The organism is Rhodococcus sp. S3 (assembly GCF_058211795.1).
In genome coordinates this window covers 1,744,496-1,763,818 of record NZ_CM177074.1, presented here as the reverse complement: position 1 = coordinate 1,763,818, position 19,323 = coordinate 1,744,496, and the positions used below count along the sequence as shown (strand labels likewise).

Here is a 19,323-nt window from a genome sequence, read left to right as displayed (position 1 = left end):
GGGCGCCGACGTCAGTCGTCGAGTGCCCCCGGTGCGGTCTTCGCCACATTCATGAGGAACTCGATGTTCGTCTTGGACTTCTTGAGCCGATCGATGAGCAGATCGATCGCCTGGTGCGAATCGAGGCCCGAGAGCACGCGGCGCAGCTTGTGCACCACGGCGAACTCGTCGGGGCTCATGAGCAGCTCGTCCTTGCGGGTACCGGACGGGTTGACGTCGACCGCCGGGAACACGCGTCGCTCGGCGATCTTCCGGTCGAGCTTGAGCTCGGCGTTACCCGTGCCCTTGAACTCCTCGAAGATCACGGTGTCGCCGGTGGAACCGGTCTCGACCATCGCGGTGGCGATGATCGTGAGCGATCCGCCGTTCTCGATGTTGCGGGCAGCACCGAGGAAACGCTTCGGCGGATACAGCGCGGTCGAGTCGACACCACCGGAGAGGATGCGTCCGGATGCCGGCGACGAGTTGTTGTACGCGCGGCCGAGACGGGTGATGGAGTCGAGAAGCACCACGACGTCCTGGCCCATCTCCACGAGACGCTTCGCACGCTCGATGGCGAGCTCGGCGACCGAGGTGTGATCCGACGGCGGCCGGTCGAAGGTCGAGGCGATGACCTCGCCCTTCACCGAACGCTGCATGTCGGTGACCTCTTCGGGACGCTCGTCGACGAGCACGACCATCAGGTAGCACTCGGGGTTGTTGACGGCGATCGCGTTCGCGATGTCCTGGAGGACCGTGGTCTTACCGGCCTTCGGCGGCGACACGATCAGTGCGCGCTGACCCTTACCGATCGGCATGACCAGGTCGATCACGCGCGTGGTGAGGATGTTCGGCTGGGTCTCGAGCCGCAGACGCTGGTTGGGGTACAGCGGCGTGAGCTTGTTGAACTCGGGGCGGCGCTTGGCCGAATCCACGTCGCGGCCGTTGACCGTGTCGAGGCGGACCAGCGGGTTGAACTTCTGACGCTGGTTGCTCTGCTCGCCCTCGCGGGGAACACGCACGGCGCCGGTGATGGCGTCGCCGCGACGCAGGCCGTTCTTGCGCACCATGTTCATCGAGACGTACACGTCGTTCGGGCCGGCGAGGTATCCGGACGTGCGGACGAACGCGTAGTTGTCGAGGACGTCGAGGATTCCGGCGACCGGCTGCAGGACGTCGTCCTCGCGGATCTCGGGCTCGCGCGAGTCCGAACCGCTCTCGCCGCGGTCGCGTCCACGACGACGCTCACGGAAGCGACGACCCCGGCGTCCGCGGCCGCCTTCCTCGTCGTCTCCCCCACGGTTGTCCTGGCCCTGGCGCGGACCCTGGTTACCGCCGTCGCGATCGCCACCGTCCTGGTTGCGGTCGCTCTGGTTGCGGTCGCGGCGCGAGGAGCCGTCGCCGGAGTTGCGGTCCTGGCCACGCTCGCGCTGCGAGTCGCGATCCTGGCCCTTGTCGCGCTGCGAGTCGCGATCCTGGCGACCGTCCTCGGACGCGTCGGCGCCCTCGGTCTGCTGGTTCTGGTCGGCGTTGTCGCCACCGCGGCGTCCGCGACGGCCACGGCCGCGACGGTTCCCGTCGGATTCGTTGTCGCCGCTGGAGGTCTGGCCGCCCTGCGGCTTCTCCTGCGAGCCCTCGTCGCCGGACTTCACGTCGGCCTTCTGCTCGGCCGGCGCGGCGTCGGCCTTCTGCTCGGGCGCGGCGGTCTCGTCGGCGGCGGCCCGGCCACGGCGACCGCGGGTGCCACGCGAGGGCGCTCCCTCGGGCTTGTCGGCCGTCTCGGTCTTCGCTGCTGCTTCGGCCTTCTCGGGGGCAGCCGTCTTCTCGGCGCCGGAGGCAGGCTGCTCGGCAGGTGCGGCGGCGCCGCCTCCCTGCTTCTCCTTGATCGCAGCGATGAGATCACCCTTGCGCATCCCGGAGGTGCCCTTGATTCCGAGCTCGGCGGCAAGAGTCCGCAACTCGGCGAGCACCATGCCCGAAAGGCCTGCTCCGCGGCGACCGCGCGTGGTCGTCCGGCTACCGGCCTCAGGAATGTCGAGTGCAGGTGTAGTGATCAGGTCCGTATCTGTCACGGAGATCCTTCCTTCCCTCGCTCGCTCATGCGCAGCAGAGGGTTCGTCCCGCAGATCAGTTCGTCCACTGAGCTGGGATTTGCCGTACGAGTTCAGGGAAAACGAACGGTCGGCACGTCCGCCACCACACCGAAATCCGGTAGGTGCGGTCTGTCCCCCTCCCGGATCCGGGAGCAGGTGAGGATCGATCCAGGCTCGACGCCCCGATGGAGCTGGAGTGATTGCCCTGGAGAATCCGGCGACTGATACGCACGACGTGCGGACACCCCACAGAATAGCGACGATCTGTACGTAGAGCAAGAATCGCCGTGCCGGATGGGACGTGTGTGTTGCACCACCCGTCGACCCCCGTCCGGCCCCGCCCCTCGGGCCCGTCCAGCACCGCCCCTCGGGCCGTCCAGCACCGCGTGTCGGTCTCAGTCGACCTGGACGCCCTCGGCGATCTCGAGGTCGAGCACCGTCAGTTCGTCGGCCTCGGCGGCGGCCCGCAGCTCGTCGGGCAGCGCGGAGGTCGTGAGCGCGAGGACCGTCGGCCCGGCGCCCGAGACGACGGCGGGGATGCCCGCCTCGCGCAGTGCGGCCACCCATTTGGTGGTGAGCGGCAGTGCGGGCGCCCGCTGGGCCTGGTGGAGCAGATCCTGCGTCGCCGGCATCAGCAGTTCGGGGCGCTCGGTGAGCGCGACGACCGCCAGAGCCGCCCGGCTGACGTTGAACGCCGCGTCCCGGTGCGGGACGAGTTCGGGCAGCAGGCCCCGGGTGTGGGCCGTCGACGAACGGACCGACGGGACGAAGGCGTACGCCTTGATGTCCGGGTGCGCGCGCAGGTTCACCGCGCGGTAGGTCCGCTGCTCGGAGTCGACCTCGGCCTCGGTCCACGACACCACTACCCCACCGAGGACGCTCGCGGAGGCGTTGTCGGGATGGCCCTCGAACTCGGAGGCGAGCTGCACGAGCTGCTCGTCGTCGAGGACGCGCTCGGGAGCGATCTTGCGGACGAGCCCGTTGGCCGCCGCCAGTCCTCCCACCGCCGCCGAAGCGGAGGACCCCAGGCCACGCGAGTGCGGGATGACGTTGTGGCACACGACGTCCAGTCCGTCCGCCCACACACCGGCGGCCTCGAGTCCTCGCTCGACGGCACGGACCACGAGGTGCGAGGGTCCCCACGGAACCTCCTGGGCGCCTTCCCCCTCCACCTTCACGTCGAGCCCGGAAGCCGTTGTGGTGACGGTGATCTCGTCGTACAGACCGAGGGCGAGACCCAGGCAGTCGAAGCCGGGGCCCAGATTCGCGCTCGAGGCGGGAACCCGTGCCGTCACCGAAAGCCCCACGGGCAACGTCTGCGTCATGTCCTGATTCCCAACGGAGGAAGGCGTGGCGGTCAACTCAGGCCAACTCGAGCGCGGAGGCGACCGCGACCGGGTCGACCGGGATGGGCTCGACCACGGGCACGTCGCGCAGGGCCGTATCGGGATCCTTGAGACCGTTGCCGGTCACGGTGCACACGACCTTGAGGCCGCGCTCGAGCCAGCCTTCCTTGCTCGCGGCGAGCAGGCCGGCGATGGACGCGGCCGAGGCCGGCTCGACGAAGATCGACTCGGACTTCGCGAGCAGCCGGTACGCCTCGAGGATCTCCTCGTCGGTCGCCGCGCGGAACGCGCCGTTCGACTCTTCCTTGGCGGCCACCGCGCCGTTCCACGATGCGGGGGCACCGATGCGGATGGCGGTCGCAATGGTCTCGGGATCCTTCACGGGATGGCCGAGGACGAGCGGTGCGGCACCGGCCGCCTGGACACCGAGCATGCGCGGGCGGCGCGTGCTGAGGCCGTCGGCCGCGTACTCGCTGTAGCCCTTCCAGTAGGCCGTGATGTTGCCGGCGTTGCCGACGGGCAGGATGTGCACGTCGGGAGCGTCGCCGAGCGCGTCGACGATCTCGAAGGCCGCGGTCTTCTGGCCCTCGATGCGCACCGGGTTCACCGAGTTGACCAGACCGATGGTGGAGAACTCGGCGGTGGTCTTGCGGGCGAGTTCGAGGCAGTCGTCGAAGTTGCCCTCGACCTGGACGATCTTCGCGCCGTGCATGACGGCCTGGGCGAGCTTGCCCATCGCGATCTTGCCCTGCGGCACGAGCACCGCGCAGCCGATACCGGCGCGGGCGGCGTAGGCGGCAGCCGACGCGGAGGTGTTGCCGGTGGAGGCGCACAGCACGGCCTGCTTGCCGGTTGCGAGGGCCTCGGTGACCGCCATGGTCATACCGCGGTCCTTGAAGGAGCCGGTGGGGTTGAGCCCCTCGACCTTCACGTGGACCTCGCAGCCGGTGATCTCCGACAGACGCGGAGCCGGGAGCAGCGGCGTGCCACCCTCGCGCAGCGTGACCGTCTTCCAGTCGTCACCGATCGGCAGGCGCGAACGGTACGCCTCGATCAGGCCCGGCCACGGCGTGTGCACGGGGGTGGTGTTCTTCTCGGCCGCGCTCATTCGGCGGATCCCTCCAGTCTCAGGACGCTGGTCACAGCGATCACGGATTCGAGTTTGTCGAGCGCTGCGACGGTATCCGCCAGCGCACGGTCGGTGGCCTGATGGGTGAGTACCACCAGACGGGCAGCGTCGCCGGCGCCTTCCTGGCGGACCGCTGCGATGCTCACGCCCCGCGTGGCGAACTCGGCGGCGACCGCGGAGAGCACGCCGGCGCGGTCGGCGACCTTCAGATTGACGTAGTAGCGGGTGAGGATGTCGCTCATGGGCGCGATCTCCAGCTGCGCGTACTTCGACTCACGCGGACCACGACCACCCTGCACCCGGTTGCGGGCGGCCATCACCAGGTCGCCCATCACGGCGGAGGCGGTCGGGGCGCCACCGGCACCCTGGCCGTAGAACATGAGCCGGCCCGAGGACTCCGCTTCGACGACGACGGCGTTGAACGCGCCGTTGACCGAGGCCAGCGGATGCTCGCGGGGCACGAGCGCCGGGTAGACCCGGGCGGACACGCGGTCCTTGCCGTCGGCGGACGGGACGCGCTCGCACAGCGCGAGCAGCTTGATCGTGCAGTTGAGCGCGCGCGCCGAGGTGAGGTCGGCGGCGGTGATCGAGGAGATGCCCTCGCGGTAGACGTCGGCGGCCGTCACGCGGGTGTGGAAGGCGATCGACGCGAGGATCGCCGCCTTCGAGGCCGCGTCGAAACCCTCGACGTCGGCGGTGGGATCGGCCTCGGCGTATCCGAGGCGGCCGGCCTCGGCGAGCGTCTCGCCGTAGTCGGCGCCCGTCTCGTCCATGGCCGAGAGGATGTAGTTCGTGGTGCCGTTGACGATGCCGACGACCCGGTTGACCTTGTCGCCCGCGAGCGACTGGGTCAGCGGACGGATCACCGGGATCGCGCCGGCCACGGACGCCTCGAAGTACAGGTCGACGTTGCGGGCCTCGGCCACCTCGGCCAGTTCGCCGGTGTAGGCGGCGAGCAACGCCTTGTTGGCGGTGACGACGGACTTGCCGGCGTCGAGCGCCGTGCGCACGAGCTTGCGGGGCAGTTCGATGCCGCCGATGAGTTCGACGACGATGTCGACGTCGTCGCGGCGGATCAGCGCCTCGGCGTTCGTCGTGACCAGTTCCGCGGGAAGACCCCGGTCGCGGGCGGCGTCGCGCACGGCGACGCCCCTCAGCTCGAGGGGGGCACCGATGCGCGCCTCGAGATCCGCGGCGTCCTCGCGGATGATCCGCGCGACCTCGGCACCGACGGTGCCGTGCCCGAGAACCGCCACACCCACCGGACGCCGGTCCGAAGCATCGGTCGCCGTTGCACTGGTCACTCCGAAACCTCCAAGTTGAGCAGATCTTCGACGGTCTCGCGGCGCAGCAGAACGCGCGAGACACCGTCCTTGACCGCCACGACGGCGGGGCGAGGCAGCAGGTTGTACCTGCTCGACATCGAGTAGCAGTATGCACCCGTCGCCGCGACCGCCAGTAAATCACCGGCTGCGACGTCGGCGGGCATCCAGGCGTCGCGGATGACGATGTCGCCGCTCTCGCAGTGCTTGCCGACGACGCGCGAGACCACCGGTTCGGCGTCGCTCACGCGGGAGACGAGGCGCGAGTCGTACTCCGCCTGGTACAGCGACGTGCGGATGTTGTCGCTCATGCCGCCGTCGACGCTGATGTAGCGGCGGACGTGCCCGGAACCGACCTCGACGTCCTTGAGGGTTCCCACCTCGTAGAGCGTCACCGTGCCCGGCCCGGCGATGGCGCGGCCGGGTTCGACCGCGAGGGTCGGGGCCGGCAGCCCGGCGAGCGCGGACTCGGTGCGGACGATGTCGTTGAGCTTCGCGGCGAGATCGGCGACCGGCGGCGGGTCGTCGCTCGGCACGTACGAGATGCCGAGGCCACCACCGAGGTCGACGATGTTCATCTGCGAGGTCTTGTCGACACCGAACTCGGCGACGATGTCGCGCAGCAGGCCGATGACGCGGTGGGCGGCCAGCTCGAAGCCGTCGACGTCGAAGATCTGCGAGCCGATGTGGCTGTGCAGACCCACGAGGCGGAGATTGTCGGCGGCGACGACGCGGCGCACGGCCTGCATCGCGTTTCCGCCGGCGAGCGAGAGCCCGAACTTCTGGTCCTCATGCGCGGTGGAGATGAACTCGTGGGTGTGGGCCTCGACGCCCACGGTCACCCGGATGAGCACGTCCTGGACGACACCGGCCTCACCGGCGACCGCGTCGAGCCGGTCGATCTCGGCGAGCGAGTCGAGCACGATGTGCCCGACCCCGGCGGTCACGGCGGCCTGCAGTTCGCGGACGGACTTGTTGTTGCCGTGCATCGCGATCTTCCCGGCGGGGAAGCCGGCGTGCAGGGCCACGGCGAGCTCACCACCGGACGCGACGTCGAGCGAGAGCCCTTCCTGGTGGACCCACCGTGCGATCTCGCTGCACAGGAACGCCTTCGACGCGTAGTGCACCTTCGCCGACGGGCCGAAGGCCTCCGCGATCTCCCGGCAGCGGGACCGGAAGTCGTCCTCGTCGACGACGAACAGCGGGGTGCCGTACTTCTCGGCGAGCTCGGTCACCGGGATGCCGGCGATGCGCATGACGCCGTCCTCACCGCGCGACGCGTTGCGCGGCCACACGTGCGGGGCGAGCGCATTGAGCGCCGCGGCGTCGACGGGGCGTTCGGGCAGGTTCGGGGCGTGCGGGATCTGGGCGTGGCGCGGTCCCGCCGGATGCGCGTTCACATCCGCTCCGGGGCGCTGACGCCGAGCAGGCCGAGGCCGTTGGCGAGTACCTGACGTGCGGCCGCGCACAACGCGAGTCGCGCGGTGTGCAGCGGACCGGCCTCCTCGTCGCCCTGCGGCAGGATCCGGCAGGCGTCGTAGAAGCGGTGGTAGGTGCCCGCGAGTTCCTCGAGATACCGGGCGACGCGGTGCGGTTCACGCAGTTCGGCCGCCTTCGCGAGCACCCGGGGGTACTCGCCGAGGGTGCGGATGAGGTCGCCCTCGCGCTCGTGGGTGAGCAGTGCGAAGTCGGCGCCCTCGGTGGTCAGGCCGAGATCGGCGGCGTTGCGCGCGATCGACGACAGTCGCGCGTGGGCGTACTGCACGTAGTAGACCGGGTTCTCGTTCGTGGTGCTGGCCCACAGTTCGAGGTCGATGTCGATGCTCTGGTCGACCGACGACCGCACGAGCGAGTAGCGCGCGGCGTCGACGCCGATCGCCTCGACGAGGTCGTCGAGGGTGATGACGGTGCCGGCCCGCTTGCTCATCTTCACGGCCTCGCCACCGCGGACGAGGTTGACCATCTGGCCGATCATCACCTCGACGGTGTCGGGGTCGTCACCGAAGGCCGCTGCGGCGGCCTTGAGGCGCGCGATGTAGCCGTGGTGGTCTGCCCCGAGCATGTAGATGCACAGGTCGAAGCCGCGCGAGCGCTTGTCCTGGAAGTAGGCGATGTCGCCGGCGATGTAGGCGGCGTTGCCGTCGGACTTGATGACGACGCGGTCCTTGTCGTCGCCGTAGTCGGTGCTCTTGAGCCACCAGGCGCCGTCTTCGAAGTACAGATTGCCCGACGCCTTGAGCGTCTCGACGGCCTTGTCGACCGCTCCGCTCTCGAAGAGGGAGTTCTCGTGGAAGTACACGTCGAAGTCGACACCGAACTCGTGGAGGGTGCGCTTGATGTGCGCGAACATCAGGTCCACGCCGATCGAGCGGAACGTCTCGTGCCGCTCGGCCTCGGGGAGTTCGAGGGCGTCGGGGCGCTGCTCGAGCACGGAGGAGGCGATGTCGACGATGTACGCGCCGGCGTAGCCGTCCTCGGGGGCGGGCTGTCCGAGCGCGGAGGCGATGAGCGACCGGGTGAAGCGGTCGATCTGCGCGCCGTGGTCGTTGAAGTAGTACTCGCGGGTGACCTCGCCGCCCTGGGCGCTGAGGATGCGTCCGAGCGCGTCGCCGACCGCGGCCCAGCGGGTGCCACCGAGGTGGATCGGGCCGGTGGGGTTGGCGGAGACGAACTCGAGATTGATCTTGGTGTTCGCGAGGTCGCTGCCGTTGCCGTAGGCGGCGCCCTCCGCGAGCACCTTCGCCACGATCGCTCCCTGGGCGTCGGCGGCGAGCCGGATGTTGAGGAATCCGGGGCCCGCGACCTCGGCGGAATCGATGCCGTCGGCGGCGGTCAGGGCCTCGGCGAGCCAGGTGGCGAGTTCGCGGGGATTGACACCGACCTTCTTCGCGACCTGCATCGCGACGTTGGTCGCGTAGTCGCCGTGCTCCGGATTGCGCGGGCGCTCGACGGTGAGGGTCTCGGGAAGAACGGACGCGTCGAGACCACGGTCGGTGAGGACACCGGCGGCGGTTCCGCGGAGCAGCTGAGCAAGGTCGGAGGGAGTCACAGGTGTCCATCCTATTGGCTGGTCGATTGCGGCGCCGACGCTCCCCCTACCGGCAGCTCCGGGCACCGCGCGAGAGCACGCCCGTAGAGTTGTGGGTGTTTGTGCGCCCGATGGGCGCGCGTCCGCCTGTCCACCCGTCGAAAGAGCACACAGCGATGCCCAGCGGTTCGGTTAGTGGCGGCTCCGGTAACAAGAAGACCGGAGCCAAGTCGTCGAAGGCCATCCAGGCCGCCAAGAAGAAGAGCGGCGGCGCTCGCGGGGTCCCCGCGCAGCGTCAGATCCCGTGGTTGACGATCGGCGGCGTGGCCCTGGTCGTCGTGCTGGTCGGCGTGATCGCTGTGAGCCTGATCCCGAAGTACCAGAACCAGCAGGAGATGTCGGCGTGGACGCCGTCGGAGTCCAATCAGGACCCGTCGGACGACATCGAGGGCGTGCTGAAGATCGAGTATCCGGCCGGTGTGCACGTCGCGCCGGGCCAGCGCGTCGCCTACGACCAGTCGCCGCCCTTCGGTGGCCCCCACGACTCCGTCTGGGCGACCTGCACCGGCACGGTCTACGAGCAGCCGGTCCGGAACGAGAACATGGTGCATTCGCTCGAGCACGGCGCGGTGTGGGTGGCCTACAACCCCGATCTGCTCGACGACGCCGAGGTCGACACGCTCCGCGCGAAGGTCGACGGCCGCACCTACATGGTGATGTCACCCTATCCGGGACTCGAGGCTCCCGTCTCACTGCAGTCGTGGGGTCACCGGCTCGAGGTCGAGAGCGTCGACGACGAACGCATCGACCAGTTCATCAGTGCGCTGCGTCTGAACCAGTACACCTATCCCGAGGTGGGTGCGAGCTGCTCGACGATCCCCGGCTCGTTCGATCCGGCGAACCCGCCGCCCTTCGACGCCTCCGAGCCCGGCCCCGACGCGGTGCCGATGAACGGGGAATCCATCGGCGACATGCAGCAGGCACCGGCCGGGAGCTGACGATGAGCGAAACCTCCCCCACCATCTCCACCTCCGAGCGCGGTGGGCACAACCGGCTGCTGCTGGTGCTGCTCACCGCCACCGCGGTCGCGGTCGGCTTCCTCGCGGGGTTCCTGTCCCGGATCCCGTTCGAGGATTCCGCCCCGGCCGCGCCGGGCGCAGGCTCGGTCGATGTCGGGTTCGCGCAGGACATGATCGTGCACCACGACCAGGCCGTCGAGATGGCCGCCGTCGTGGTCTCCAATTCGGAGGACGATCGGATCCGCAACATCGCGTACGACATCCTCACCACCCAGCAGAACCAGATCGGTCAGATGCAGGGCTGGTTGTCGCTGTGGGGACAGCCTGCGCTGCCGGCAGGTGACTACATGGCGTGGATGACCGAACCGGGTCACGGTCACGGTGATCACGGCACGGCCGCGGACTCCGCGGATTCCGGTGGTTCACATCTGATGCCGGGCATGGCGACCTCCGAGGATCTCGCGAATCTCCGGGCCGCGCGCGGTCCCGAACTGGACGTGCTCTTCCTCCAGCTGATGCTGCGCCACCACGAGGGTGGTCTGCCGATGATGGAGTACGGCGAGCAGTACGCGAGCACCTCGGCGGTGCGCAATCTGGCGGGCACGATGGTCGCCACGCAGCAGGGTGAATCGGATCTGATGAGGTCGCTGCTCGCCGAGCGCGGCGCCGAACCCCTGCCCCTCAACTGAGCCACCGATCGGGCGAAACCGCGACTTCGGGCCGAAAACCGGCTCTGACCTGGCGATGTGGAGTTGAGCGCTCGATGCGCTAGGCTAACTCCCGCACCTCCGGTCATCCGGTGGTCCGGATGCCCTCGTAGCTCAGGGGATAGAGCGCTTGCCTCCGGAGCAAGAAGTCGCAGGTTCGAATCCTGCCGAGGGCACCACGAAGGCCCCGCTTCTCACGAAGCGGGGCCTTCGGCGTTCCAGGGGCCTTCGGTGCCCAGGGGCCGGTCAGTTTCCGGCGGTGAAGGGTGTGGGATCGAAGTAGTCGCGGCAGGCCGCGATCTTCCCGTCCACGATCTCGAAGACGCCCGTGACAGGCAGCTCGATCGTCCGGCCGTTCATCGTGAACACATCGGTGCGTTCGTTGAGCACGACGTTGCCGGAGACCGCCTGATGGTGGATGCGGTAGTCGATCGCCCCGAAGGACGTCACGAAGCCCGCGATGTACTCCTCGATCGCCGCGCGGCCGCGGATCGGTTCCATCGGGATGTTGTGGAAGACCGCATCCTCGGCGAAGAAGGCCGCGAGCTCGGCAGGATCGGGATCGGCCCAGCGCCGGCAGAACTCGACGACCAGCTCGTCCGGGGTCATCGGGTCTGCACGCGCGCGAAGCGGGCGGGTTCCGTACCGGGCACGCGACGGACCCGTCCCCGCTCGATGAGTTGCCGGACGTGCGCCGAGCCCTCTGCGAGCGCCATCCGCTTGCCGTGCAAGGGAGTCTCGTCCCACGGCCGGTACCAGCGCATGCGGGCGGTGGCCTCCCACAGCGTGAGTTCCTCGTCGCCGAACGCGTCGTAGAGATCGTCGAGGCGCTGGTCATGGTGGGCGATCAGTTCGCCGACGCGGTGCGGCAGGTCGTCGATCTGCTGCCGGTGCGCGGGCAGTGCGCGTCGCACGGGCAGGTCGGCGACCGCGCGCAGCGAGTCGAGGTACTCCCCCAGTGCGTCGCGTTGCGGCAGAGGGAAATCGAACTCGCCGACGTGCGGGGTCGTGGTCGCGAGGACGTGGTCGCCGCTGAACAGCACACCGTGTTCCTCGAGCAGGAAACACGCGTGGCCGGCCGTGTGACCGGGGGTCAGCACGGTGCGCAGTGACCGCCCCGTCAGCGGGATCGCCTCGTCGGCACCAAGTTTGCGGTCGGGCAGCGCGTCGGGACGGCCGACCGCCGGTACGAGGGTAGCGAGCGATTCCTCGATCGCGTCCTCGGGTGCCCCGGCGCGGCGCAGCAGATCGGCTTCCTGAGGACGGCGGTCGTCGTCGGAGAGCATGACCTCGAGGTGGGCGAAGTCGGCCTCGTTCATCGCGACCCAGCAGCCGGAGGCCTCCCGGATGCGCCCGGTGAGCCCGACGTGGTCGGGGTGGAAATGGGTGACCACCACGCCCTCGACGTCGGTGACCGACAGGCCGGCGGTGGCCAGGCCGTCCTGCAACGCTGCCCACGACCGGTCGTCGTTCCAGCCGACGTCGACGAGGACGACGCCGCGCGGGGATTCCATCACGTAGACCTGGGTGTCGCCGACGGGTAGGTCCGCCACCGGGACGGGAACGACGTGGATGCCGTCCCCGATGTCACGCGCTTCGACCATGGTGATGCCTCTCGGTCATGGTGACTTTCTTTCGAAAGCTACAACAATGAATTCAACTATTACCCTGCGCGGGCTCGATGATCGCGACGATCGACCTGATCTCCCCCGCCGGGATGTCGAAGTGCTCCGTCACCGCGACCGACATCTCCGCGCTCGGGCCCGCCGCGATGTCCAGGACGAACCGCGCGACGACACTGTGGTGCCATTCGCGGAACTGCAGGTCGCGGACACGGCGGATGGGCCGGTATTCCGGGCCGTTCTCGAGGCGGTCGCGGATCTCGATGCCGCTGTCGCCGGTGCGCTCCCCGTTCTCGACCCGCCAGGCGTCCTCGGCGAGCCGGACGTGGGACGCGTCGTGACTGACCAGGGATCGGATGTAGGCGCGTGCCATCGCGACCCGAGGGCTGTCGGTCGGCCCGGTGGCGTGCACGGCCAGCGCGGACATCACCTCCGGCGCCCAGTCGGCGCGGCAGATCACCAGGTCGGGCAGATACGGATGCGGCCGGTTGTATTCGAGTTCGCTGCCGTCGATGCGGGCGCAGTGCAGACCCGCGGCACGCGCGACCGCGACCGGTGCCGCCGAATCCCACTCCCACTGACCGCCCGCGTGGATGTAGGCGTCGGCCTCCCCGCGCACCACCGCCATCGCCTTGGCACCGGCCGAACCCATCCGGATCAGGTCGGCACCGAGATCGCGGGCCAGATCGAACACGAAGGCAGGCGGCCTGCTCCCGCTGATGACGATGCGGGGGCGACGGCGGGCCGGCCGCGGCGCCGGAACCGGATCTGCGGTGCTGTGGACGACGCCGATCGCCGGTTGCGCGACCGCGGCGGCGGTGAGCCCTCGCCCTGCCTCCCAGAGCGCGATGTGGACCGCCCAGTCGACATGGTCGGGCATCCCGTACTCCTTCGACCCGTCGAGCGGGTCGATGATCCAGACGCGGTCGGCGCCGACCCGCGCCGGATCGTCCGCGGATTCCTCCGAGAGCACCGCGTCGCCGGGGCGCGCGGCCGCCAGCCGTTCGAGGATGTACGTGTTGGCGGCGTGATCGCCGCGCCGGCCCAGCTCGCGCCCGGTGAGGGCATCCGATTCGATGGCGCGGACCGTGAGCAACAGTTCACCTGCGCCGGAAGCCGTCTCGGCTGCGAGTCGGGCGTCGTCGCTCTCGGCCGCGGGTCGAGCGTCGTCGCCCCCGGCCGCAAGGCGGGCATCGTCGCTGTAGTCGTGCGTCATGTCCTCAACAATTCCACGACGAGGCCCGCCTGCACGGCAGGCGTGCCGTCGTGGGGGCGCACGACCAGTTGGGGATCGGACGGTGGTTCGTAGGGATCGTCGACGCCGGTGAATCCGGTGATCTCGCCGGCGCGTGCCCGCGCGTACATGCCTTTCGGATCGCGGGCCTCGCAGTCGGCGAGCGGGGTGTCGACGAAGACCTCGACGAAACGGATCCCCGCCTCCTCGTGCTGGCGGCGGATGCGGTCGCGGTCCTGTCGGTAGGGGCTGATGAGCGCACAGATCGCGACGAGTCCGGCGTCGGCCATCAGTTGTGCGACCGCGCCGACGCGGCGGACGTTCTCCGCGCGGTCCTCGGGGCCGAATCCGAGGTCGGCGTTGAGGCCGTGCCTGAGGTTGTCGCCGTCGAGGCGGTAGGCGGGGATGCCTTCGGCGAGCAGTCGTCGTTCGAGTTCGACGGCGAGCGTGGACTTGCCGGAGGCGGACAGCCCGGTGAGCCACACCGTCGCCCCGGCTCTCCCCCGTTCGGTCCGCGAGACCGCCGCCGAGTGCCAGACCACCCGGCTGTCCGCCAGCGTCGGCCCGGTGATCATCCCGGCCGCGACGGTGTTGCCGGTGCGTTCGTCGACGAGCACGAAGCTTCCGGTGGTGCGGTTGCGCCGGTAGGGGTCGAACAGCAGCGGCTGTTGCGTACGCAGTTGCACGCGGCCGATCTCGTTGAGGCCGAGCGTCGTCGCGGCCTCGTCGCGGTGCAGGCTGTTGACGTCGAGCCGGTAGTCCAGCCGCGCGACCCGCGCGGTGGTCGAGCGGGTGGTGTGCAGCAGGGCGTAGCGGGCGTCCGGGTCGAGTGCGGAGCGTTCGTCGAACCAGCACACCATGGCGTCGATCTCGTGCCCGACGAGTGGACGGTTGTTGGGGCGGCACAGCATGTCACCGCGTCCGACGTCGAGGTCGTCCTCGAGTTCGACGCACACCGCCGCACCGGCGAAGGCGTGCTCGAGTTCCGTTCCGCCCGGCCCCCACAACGTCCGTACCCGTGTTCCGAAACCGGAAGGGAGAACGACCACGTCGTCGCCGGATGCAAATCCGCCGGCGGCGACCGTTCCGGCGTAGCCGCGGAAGTCGCGGTGCTCGCCCTCGCCCGGGCGGATGACGTACTGCACGGGCAGTCGCGCGTCGATGAGGTTGGTGTCCGACGCGATGTGGACGTGTTCGAGGTGATGCAGCAGCGAAGTCCCCTCATACCACGGCATGTTCGCGGTGCGGGAGACGACGTTGTCGCCGTGCAGCGCGGAGATGGGAACGAACGCGAGGTCGGGCATGTCGAGCTTCGCCGCGAAATTCCGGAAATCGTCGCAGATCTCGTCGAACCGGCTCTGCGACCAGTCCACCAGGTCCATCTTGTTGATACACAGCACCACGTGCCGCACCCCGAGCAGCGACGCGAGGAAGGCGTGCCGGCGGGTCTGCTCGACGATGCCGTTGCGGGCATCGACGAGGACGAGCGCCAGGTCGGCGGTGGACGCCCCGGTGACCATGTTGCGCGTGTACTGCTCGTGACCGGGAGTGTCGGCGATGACGAATGTTCTGTGCGCCGTGGCGAAATAGCGATAGGCGACGTCGATCGTGATGCCCTGTTCGCGTTCGGCGCGCAGGCCGTCGGTGAGCAGCGCGAGATCGGCGCGGTCGGCGCCGCGGTCGAGGCTCGTGCGGGTCACCGCCTCGAGTTGGTCCTCGAAGACGGCCTTCGAGTCGAACAGCAATCGGCCGATCAGCGTGGACTTGCCGTCGTCGACGCTGCCGGCGGTGGCGATGCGCAGCAGGCGGGACATCAGAAATATCCTTCCCTCTTGCGGTCTTCCATCCCGGCGTCGGAGATCCGGTCGTCCGCCCGCGTCGCGCCGCGTTCGGTGACCCGGCTGGCGGAGACCTCGGTGACCACCTCGTCCGCGGTGGTGGCGGCGGATTCGACGCAGCCGGTGCACGTCGCGTCCCCGACGGTGCGGAATCGGACGAGGCTCTCGCGCGGGGTCTCCCCGGGGAGGAGGGTGAGAAAGCGGGTGTGTGCGAGCAGCATTCCGTCGCGCTCGATCACCGGGCGCCGGTGGGCGTAGTACAGGGACGGCAGGTCGACACCCTCGTCGCGGATGTACCGCCAGATGTCGAGTTCGGTCCAGTTGGACAGCGGGAAGACCCGCATGTGTTCGCCGCGGCGGTGCCGGCCGTTGTACAGCTGCCACAGTTCGGGTCGCTGCGCCTTCGGGTCCCACTGCCCGAACTCGTCGCGCAGGCTGAAGACGCGTTCCTTCGCGCGGGCCTTCTCCTCGTCGCGACGAGCACCCCCGAAGACGGCGTCGAATCCCCCTTCCTGCAATGCGCGCAGGAGGGTTCCGGTCTGCAGCCGGTTGCGGGTCGCGTGCGGTCCGTCGTCCTCGACGGCACGCCCGGCATCGATGTCGTCCTGCACCGAGGCGACGATCGACCGGAGTCCCAGGCGCTCGACGGTGCGGTCGCGGAAGTCGATCACCTCGTCGAAGTTGTGCCCGGTGTCGATGTGCAGCACGGGGAACGGCAGCGGCGCGGGCCAGAACGCCTTGGCCGCGAGGTGGAGCATGACCGCGGAGTCCTTGCCACCCGAGAACAGCAGGACGGGACGGGAGAAGGTCGCGGCGACCTCGCGGAAGATATGCACGGACTCGGCTTCGAGCGCACCGAGCAGCGAAAGTTCGTAGATCGGTGGTCGTTGCGGTGGCACCGTGGTCACTCGTGCCCCTCTCACCCGGCTCGGTACACATGTGTACCGATGCGGTCGAAGATTACTCCGTAACAGTAGAACGAGTTTCAATTCCAGGTCAACGGGTAGTCTCCGCAGCGCTCCGTCAGCGCGCCGGCCGGCGTCCGCCGAGATCCGCGGTGATCGCATCCGCGACCGCCACGAGCGCCGCACCGCACCGCTCGATCCCGGCCGCGTCCACCTCCCGTTCGAGGTGCAGCGTGAGCACGAGCGACTGGTGGCCGTCGGGATCGTAGGCCGGGGCGGCCATGAGGTTGACCGCCCGCTCTTCCCCCGCGGCGAAGGCGTCGGGCAGCAGCACGCGCTCACCGGGGCTCGCCACGAGTTCCGCCAGCATCTCCCGCATCTCGGGCGCGAGATCGTGCGAGACCACCCCGGCCATGAGCGCGTAGAGGCGGCGGCCGCCGGGCGTGAGGGACTCGGCCAGATAACCCGTCCGGCGACATTCGGTGACGATCCGCCACAGGTCGTCGCGGTCCACGGTGACCGGCAGGGTCGGCTCTCGCCGCAGCCACTGTTCGATGCGCTCGTCGGTGTCCCACAGCACGTACATCAGCCCCACCGGGGGTGCGAAGGGATAGACCTCCCCCACACGCGCCGCCGCGGCCGTGCCGTGGCCACCGACGACGTCGAGCACCGCGATCCGGTCGCCGACGACCGCCGACGCGGAGCACATCACGCCGAACTCCTCGGCGAGTGCGGCGAGATGACGGTGCGCGACCGGCCCGGACGCGAAGCCGCGCTGGGCGGCGCGTCCCGCGACGATCAGCGCCGGACCGAGCCCGTAGGTCTTGTCGACGGGGTCGCGGATCAGATAGCCGGCGTCGGCGAGGACGGTGAGGATGCCCAGACAGGTGGGCTTGCTCAGGTCGAGTTCGCGTGCCAGTTCCGACAGTCCGAACCGGACGCCGGGTCGCGCGACGAGGTGGTCGAGGACCTGCACGACGCGTTCCGTGGGTGGCGACCGGCGGGCTGCTCCCGCCCCGGCGGTGGACTCTCCGAGCGTTCCGGTCTCGCGACGAGCCATTGACCCTCCCTGGAACACGTTCTACTCTCAGCGCAACGGAAGACTACCGCAGCGGTACATATTTGGACCACAGGAGATCGCAGTGCTCACCGATCCGCTCACCGCGGCGATAGCCGAGGCCGAGAAACTCGTCGCCACCGCCCCGCACATCCGCACCGAACAGGACCTCGTCGAGGGATACGGATATCTGGCCGGTGGGATCTCGGCGTGCGTGCACGCCACCTTCGCGTACAGCCGCTCCCATCCGGTCTTCGTCACCGGCACCGGTCCCTACGCGAAGATGGGCCTCGACAATCCCGACACCCTCTACTGGGGCGCGTCGATCCGCGACGACGCCGAGTACGTCGTCACCGGGCGCCGCGGCACGACCTGCGATCTCAGCTTCCAGGTGCTGGCCGGCAACTACACCGATGCGGGGGTGCCCGGCAACGTCACGGCCTTCGACGACCGCGCACTGAACATCGCCGACGACGGCACCTTCGAGGTGCGATTCGGACCCGGCCCGCGCGATCCGGAACGGAACTACTTCCCGCTCGCGCCCGGCTCGTCGCAGCTCGTGGTCCGCGAGGTCTACAGCGACTGGACGCAACGCCGCGGCACACTGAGCATCCACCGGCTCGACAGCCTCGGCACCCCGGCTCCCGAACCCACCCACCAGGACGTGGTCACCCGTTACGAACGTGCCGGTCGCGCGCTGGTCTCGCGGGTGAAGACCTGGCTGCAGTTCCCCGAGTGGTTCTACCTGAAGCTGCCGGTGAACACGGTGACCGAGCCGCGCCGCACCCCCGGCGGCCTGGACACGCAGTACTCGTCCGTCGGGCACTACGAACTCGCCGACGACGAGGCGATGGTCCTGACCCTCCCGGCGAGCGACGCGCCCTATCTGGGCTTCCAGATCGGCAGTCTCTGGTACATCTCCCTGGACTACATCCACCACCAGACCTCCCTGAACAACAGTCAGGCGCAGGTCGATCCCGACGGGATGGTCCGGCTCGTGGTCTCGGCTCGCGATCCGGGGCTGACGAACTGGGTCGAGACCCTCGGCCGCAGCCGCGGGATCCTGCAGTTCCGCTGGCAGCGCCTCGATCGCGAACTGACCGCGGCCGACGGCCCGACCGCCGAGGTGGTGCCGTTCGATCGGCTCCCCGAGGTCCTGCCCTTCCACGACTCGAATCGCATCACACCCGAGGCGTGGGCGCAGCGCATCGCGGAGCGCCAGCGGGGCGTCGCCGATCGGATGCTCGCATGAGCGCGGCAGCGGGACTGCTCCGCGACCGCGTCGTCGTGGTCTCCGGTGTCGGTCCGGGACTGGGGCGCACGCTCGCGCTGCGGTGCGCCGAACACGGCGCCGACGTGGTGCTTGCCGCCCGGACCCGGGAGCGGCTCGAGAAGGTTGCAGCGGAAGTCGAGAGCACGGGCCGCCGGGCACTGGTCGTGCCCACCGACATCACCGACGACGAGTCCGCCGCCGCACTCGTCGAGGCGGCGGTCTCGGAGTTCGGGCGTGTCGACGTGCTCGTCAACAACGCCTTCTCCGTTCCGTCGATGAAGCCGTTGTCGCGCACCGACTTCCAGCAGATTCGCGACAGCGTGGAACTCACCGTCCTCGGCGCGCTGCGGCTCACACAGTTGTTCACCCCCGCCCTCGCCGAGTCGGCCGGCGCGGTGGTCAACATCAATTCGATGGTGCTGCGTCACTCCCAGGAACGTTACGGCAGTTACAAACTCGCGAAGTCGGCGTTGCTGGCGATGTCGCAGTCCCTGGCGACCGAACTCGGACCGCAGGGAGTTCGAGTGAACTCTGTTGCACCGGGGTACATCTGGGGTCCGATTCTGCAGGGGTACTTCGAACACCAGGCGGGAAAGTACGGCACCACCGTCGAACAGATCTACGAGCACACCGCCGCCGCTTCCGATCTGAAGCGTCTCCCGACCACCGAGGAGATCGCGGATGCGGTGATCTTCCTGGCCTCGCCGATGGCGTCGGCGATCACCGGCCAGTGCCTCGACGTCAACTGCGGCGAATACCACCACTGAACGG

Annotated in this window: 16 protein-coding genes and 1 tRNA gene; 5 read left to right on the top strand and 12 right to left on the bottom strand. The window is 69.2% G+C overall.

What is annotated here, in order from left to right; translation table 11 throughout:
- Window positions 1-11 precede the first annotated feature (11 nt).
- The 6 genes from rho to argS all read right to left on the bottom strand — a co-directional run bounded on the left by rho (window position 12) and on the right by argS (window position 8,918).
- The gene (rho, locus tag AC0LPE_RS08230; RefSeq protein WP_490606013.1) at window positions 12-2,051 is read right to left on the bottom strand and encodes a transcription termination factor Rho; all 2,040 of its coding nucleotides are present in this window, start codon (window positions 2,049-2,051) and stop codon (window positions 12-14) included.
- Window positions 2,052-2,467: 416 nt separating this feature from the next.
- On the bottom strand, window positions 2,468-3,397 hold the full coding sequence (gene thrB / locus AC0LPE_RS08225) for a homoserine kinase (protein ID WP_490606012.1): 930 nt from the start codon (window positions 3,395-3,397) through the stop codon (window positions 2,468-2,470).
- Between the two features lie 37 nt (window positions 3,398-3,434).
- A complete protein-coding gene (thrC, locus tag AC0LPE_RS08220; protein ID WP_016693795.1) occupies window positions 3,435-4,526 on the bottom strand; it encodes a threonine synthase in 1,092 nt (363 codons plus the stop codon).
- On the bottom strand, window positions 4,523-5,809 hold the full coding sequence (locus AC0LPE_RS08215) for a homoserine dehydrogenase (RefSeq protein ID WP_016693794.1): 1,287 nt from the start codon (window positions 5,807-5,809) through the stop codon (window positions 4,523-4,525). Before AC0LPE_RS08215 ends, thrC begins: the two co-directional genes overlap by 4 nt.
- A gap of 38 nt (window positions 5,810-5,847) precedes the next feature.
- Window positions 5,848-7,269, bottom strand: coding sequence for a diaminopimelate decarboxylase (lysA, locus tag AC0LPE_RS08210; RefSeq protein WP_490606011.1), 1,422 nt, complete (start codon window positions 7,267-7,269; stop codon window positions 5,848-5,850).
- Window positions 7,266-8,918: an arginine--tRNA ligase gene (gene argS / locus AC0LPE_RS08205; protein WP_016693792.1), complete on the bottom strand. Its 1,653-nt coding sequence runs from the start codon at window positions 8,916-8,918 to the stop codon at window positions 7,266-7,268. Before argS ends, lysA begins: the two co-directional genes overlap by 4 nt.
- A 155-nt stretch (window positions 8,919-9,073) precedes the next feature.
- On the opposite strand from argS, the gene AC0LPE_RS08200 reads away from it, so the two are divergent.
- From AC0LPE_RS08200 to AC0LPE_RS08190, 3 genes are all read left to right on the top strand, one after another.
- Window positions 9,074-9,895, top strand: coding sequence for a thioredoxin-like domain-containing protein (locus tag AC0LPE_RS08200; protein WP_160877198.1), 822 nt, complete (start codon window positions 9,074-9,076; stop codon window positions 9,893-9,895).
- Window positions 9,896-9,897: 2 nt separating this feature from the next.
- Entirely contained in the window at window positions 9,898-10,605 is a 708-nt protein-coding gene (locus AC0LPE_RS08195; protein ID WP_490606010.1) for a DUF305 domain-containing protein, read from the top strand.
- Window positions 10,606-10,726: 121 nt separating this feature from the next.
- Window positions 10,727-10,802, top strand: a tRNA-Arg gene (locus AC0LPE_RS08190).
- A gap of 67 nt (window positions 10,803-10,869) precedes the next feature.
- Here AC0LPE_RS08190 and AC0LPE_RS08185 read toward each other — a convergent pair.
- From AC0LPE_RS08185 to AC0LPE_RS08160, 6 genes are all read right to left on the bottom strand, one after another.
- Window positions 10,870-11,232, bottom strand: a complete 363-nt coding sequence (locus AC0LPE_RS08185) for a nuclear transport factor 2 family protein (RefSeq protein WP_490606009.1) — start codon at window positions 11,230-11,232, stop codon at window positions 10,870-10,872.
- Window positions 11,229-12,227, bottom strand: a complete 999-nt coding sequence (locus AC0LPE_RS08180; protein WP_490606008.1) for an MBL fold metallo-hydrolase — start codon at window positions 12,225-12,227, stop codon at window positions 11,229-11,231. The genes AC0LPE_RS08185 and AC0LPE_RS08180 overlap by 4 nt, the downstream gene beginning before the upstream one ends.
- Before the next feature lie 52 nt (window positions 12,228-12,279).
- Window positions 12,280-13,461, bottom strand: a complete 1,182-nt coding sequence (locus AC0LPE_RS08175) for a 3'(2'),5'-bisphosphate nucleotidase CysQ (protein ID WP_160877190.1) — start codon at window positions 13,459-13,461, stop codon at window positions 12,280-12,282.
- Window positions 13,458-15,293, bottom strand: coding sequence for an adenylyl-sulfate kinase (gene cysC, locus AC0LPE_RS08170; protein WP_490606007.1), 1,836 nt, complete (start codon window positions 15,291-15,293; stop codon window positions 13,458-13,460). The genes AC0LPE_RS08175 and cysC overlap by 4 nt, the downstream gene beginning before the upstream one ends.
- A complete protein-coding gene (gene cysD, locus AC0LPE_RS08165) occupies window positions 15,293-16,225 on the bottom strand; it encodes a sulfate adenylyltransferase subunit CysD (protein ID WP_016693785.1) in 933 nt (310 codons plus the stop codon). The genes cysC and cysD overlap by 1 nt, the downstream gene beginning before the upstream one ends.
- Before the next feature lie 115 nt (window positions 16,226-16,340).
- A complete protein-coding gene (locus tag AC0LPE_RS08160; protein WP_088899321.1) occupies window positions 16,341-17,282 on the bottom strand; it encodes an IclR family transcriptional regulator in 942 nt (313 codons plus the stop codon).
- Window positions 17,283-17,364: 82 nt separating this feature from the next.
- Here AC0LPE_RS08160 and AC0LPE_RS08155 point away from each other — a divergent pair, with 82 nt between their 5' ends.
- A complete protein-coding gene (locus AC0LPE_RS08155; protein WP_490606006.1) occupies window positions 17,365-18,531 on the top strand; it encodes a hypothetical protein in 1,167 nt (388 codons plus the stop codon).
- Complete coding sequence (locus AC0LPE_RS08150) at window positions 18,528-19,319, top strand: SDR family oxidoreductase (protein ID WP_145691559.1); 792 nt, start codon at window positions 18,528-18,530, stop codon at window positions 19,317-19,319. Before AC0LPE_RS08155 ends, AC0LPE_RS08150 begins: the two co-directional genes overlap by 4 nt.
- Window positions 19,320-19,323 lie beyond the last annotated feature (4 nt).